The organism is Microcoleus sp. BM001215392 (assembly GCF_036700185.1).
GTDB lineage: Bacteria > Cyanobacteriota > Cyanobacteriia > Cyanobacteriales > Microcoleaceae > Microcoleus.
The window spans coordinates 1-2,942 of sequence record NZ_JAUBOJ010000585.1 but is presented as its reverse complement, the minus strand read 5'-3'; the positions used below and the strand labels follow the sequence as shown (position 1 = coordinate 2,942).

At 43.9% G+C, this 2,942-nt stretch carries 1 protein-coding gene; it reads right to left on the bottom strand.

Features of this window, described 5'->3' with window-relative positions:
• Nucleotides 1-2,942, bottom strand: a 2,942-nt coding sequence (locus QT974_RS32995) for an ATP-binding protein (RefSeq protein ID WP_333472580.1), incomplete at both ends; no start/stop codon positions are given.

Below are 2,942 nucleotides of genomic sequence, written 5' to 3'. Positions count from 1 at the left end.
CTAATTCATTCGCCAAAGCCTCTTCCTGAATGTATCCCTGTTCGCGGGAATGTTGGATTGCGCGATCGTAATAATCCATCGCCCGCTCTTTTCCCCCCAACACCCGCGCCTTTTCGGCCTCTACCAACTCGTATTTATGCAGGAAATTCATCGGTGCGCGAACAGCCCAATCCTGCATCTTTTCCTGATTTACTTCCACCTGTTCCAAATACTGTGCTTGTTGTTTAGCATCAGCACTTGGATAGACAGCTAATAAAGAAAGGGAATAGTAAAAATTGTGACCAGCAACAGATACGAACCCCATGATTGATTGAATGTATTCTAATGCTTGCGAAATGTTAGCAACAGCCCCCGCACCATCTTTCAATAAATACAAGAGGATTCCTTTATATAGATAAAAATGAAACAGCGTCCAAGCACTATTGGCAGCTTCCAACTGCGGCAGCAAAGTTACTTCATCCATTGCCTCTCCAATTAGCCGATACTTGTCAGTTGCTAAACCTTGCAAATTTAAATTCAGTTGTCTCAATACATTTATTTCCATTGCCACGTAACCATTGCCAATCTTTTCACTTAAATTTACGTATAACAATTGCTTGTTCAATAGCGATTCGAGCAGCCCCCCAGTCCAAAACAGGTAGATGCAATAATTATTAACACCATAGCAAACATAGTCCAGAGAGCCAAAGTCAAGTCCATTTTGCAACGCCTCCTGTAACTGTGCTAAACTTTCTTTACCGTGTTCTTTCCAGTGTCGAATAAAATAGTTAAATGTATTGTAGACAGGGCATATAAGCGGCTTGCTATCGAATTGCTCTAACAATCTCACAGCCAGTTGTCCTGCATGATATCCTTTTTCAATCTCTCCAACTGCACACAGTAACGTGCCGTACCAAACATAAGATAAAGCAGCCAGGGCTGAATAACCTCTTTGAATGCAGAGATTAACTTGACAAACCACAATTTGGAAGCCAATCTCTGGTTTGACAGACAAAGCAGCAACATTAAGAGATTGCAGTAACTTGATTACCGCTATCAGCTCCGGATCGGTCATTTTTGGCAAGTTTTCTAAGTCTTCAAACTGGGGTAGTATCACCTCGTTGCCAGCCAAATCTTGAATCTTTGAGAGAGAGAAACCCATCATTTCCAAAGCTTCCAATCCAGTATCCAAAGCTCGGGGCATCTGCATGGTGTTTATATACATTTGGATTTTAATCTCGTATACCTTTACCGCATCTAGCGGAGTAGTAGCTTGCTGCAAGATTAAATCGCCCAAAATTTCGGCTTGCTGTAAATTGGTATTCAGATATTCGGCTTCCATTGCCTCTGTATACAGAGCCAGGGTCAAGTTATAATCACTCTGCCAACTTGACATGACCTCAGTTTCTTTCTCATCTGAGCCAAACACAGAATTGAGGAGTTCTATTCCCAGATTAAAATACCTGAGAGCAGGTTCAAAAGCTGCTGCCGCCTTCGCTTTTTGACCTGCAATGAGATTGAGTTCAGCTAACTCGCATCTTTCTGGTTCCGAAGTCAGTAAATCGATTCCGAAATTCAGTTGATTGACCAAAGCGAAAATATTGTCTTTCCGTGCTTCTGGTGCAGTATTTTGCAGCAGCAACTGACCGATTTTTAGGTGAGTCTCTTTTTTCTGCTCTTCAGGAATCAAAGAATAAGCTGCTTGCTGCACTCTGTCGTGCAAAAACTTGTAATCAACCCGCACATCTTGCAGCCCAGCTAGCGCAGTTTCTGCTCCTTCAAAAACCAGGGGAATTTTGTAATCGTTGCTAAGCGGCAAAACCAAGCCTGCCTGAAGAGCATCCCAGAGGTTTAATGCTGTTTCCTTCTGAAATTTTTCGCTGACAATTGCCAGCACTTCCAAATTAAATTGGTTGCCAATACAGGCGGCTAATTTTAAGGCTGATTGCGCCGAGACAGGCAACTTCCGAATATTGCGAGCGATTAACTCTACGACATTGCAGTCAGTAATCCCAATGGCTTGGATGTGTCCGAGCTCCCACTGCCACGTACTGGATGGAAAATCGTAAGCTAACAGATTTTCTTGATAAAGAGTGCGGAGTAACTGAGTTAGAAAGAAGGGATTGCCTTGGGTTTTGTTGAAAAGTAGCTCGGCGAAAAGTTGAATTTTTTCTGAAATGGGGCTTTTTAAAGTTTCGGAGATTAAGAGTTGAACATGACTCAACTCTAAGGGAGCGAGAACAATATTGCTGACTCTTTCGGGTAGTCCTACGCCAGCTTTTTGGATAATTTCGATGGTTTGAATCAGCGGATGAGTAGGGCTGACTTCGTTATCTCGATAGGCTCCAATTAGCAACAAATATTTGCTGTCTGAATCTGTCACCAGCAGTTCAATTAATTTCAGCGATGCCGAATCGGCCCACTGCAAATCGTCGAGAAAAACTACTAGCGGGTGCGACTTGGCGGCAAACACGCTAATGAATTGTTTAAACACCCGATTAAATCGGTTTTGCGATTCTGTCGGCCCCAGTTCCGGGACTTCCGGCTGTTTCCCGATAATTAGTTCGACTTCGGGAATCACGTCTGTGACAACTTTCCCGCTAGTTCCCAAAGCCGCTAGCAATTTTTGTTTCCAAGTTAGGATAGATGCTGTACTTTCTGTTAGCAACTGCCGAACCAATGACTGGAATGCTTGAATCACGGAAGCGTAGGGAATGTTGCGCTTGAACTGGTCAAATTTGCCGCCTATAAAATAGCCGCGCTGGCGAACTATGGGTTTTTGAACTTCGTTTACTAAGCAGGATTTGCCGATACCTGAATAACCGGAAACCAGAATTAATTCGACCCCCCCTGCCCCCCTTGCTAAGGGGGGTGAAGAAAGCTCCGAAAGCCCCGCTTTAACAATGGAAATTCCCTCCGAAAGCCCCCCCTTAGCAAGGGGAATTCCCTCCGAAAGCCCCCCC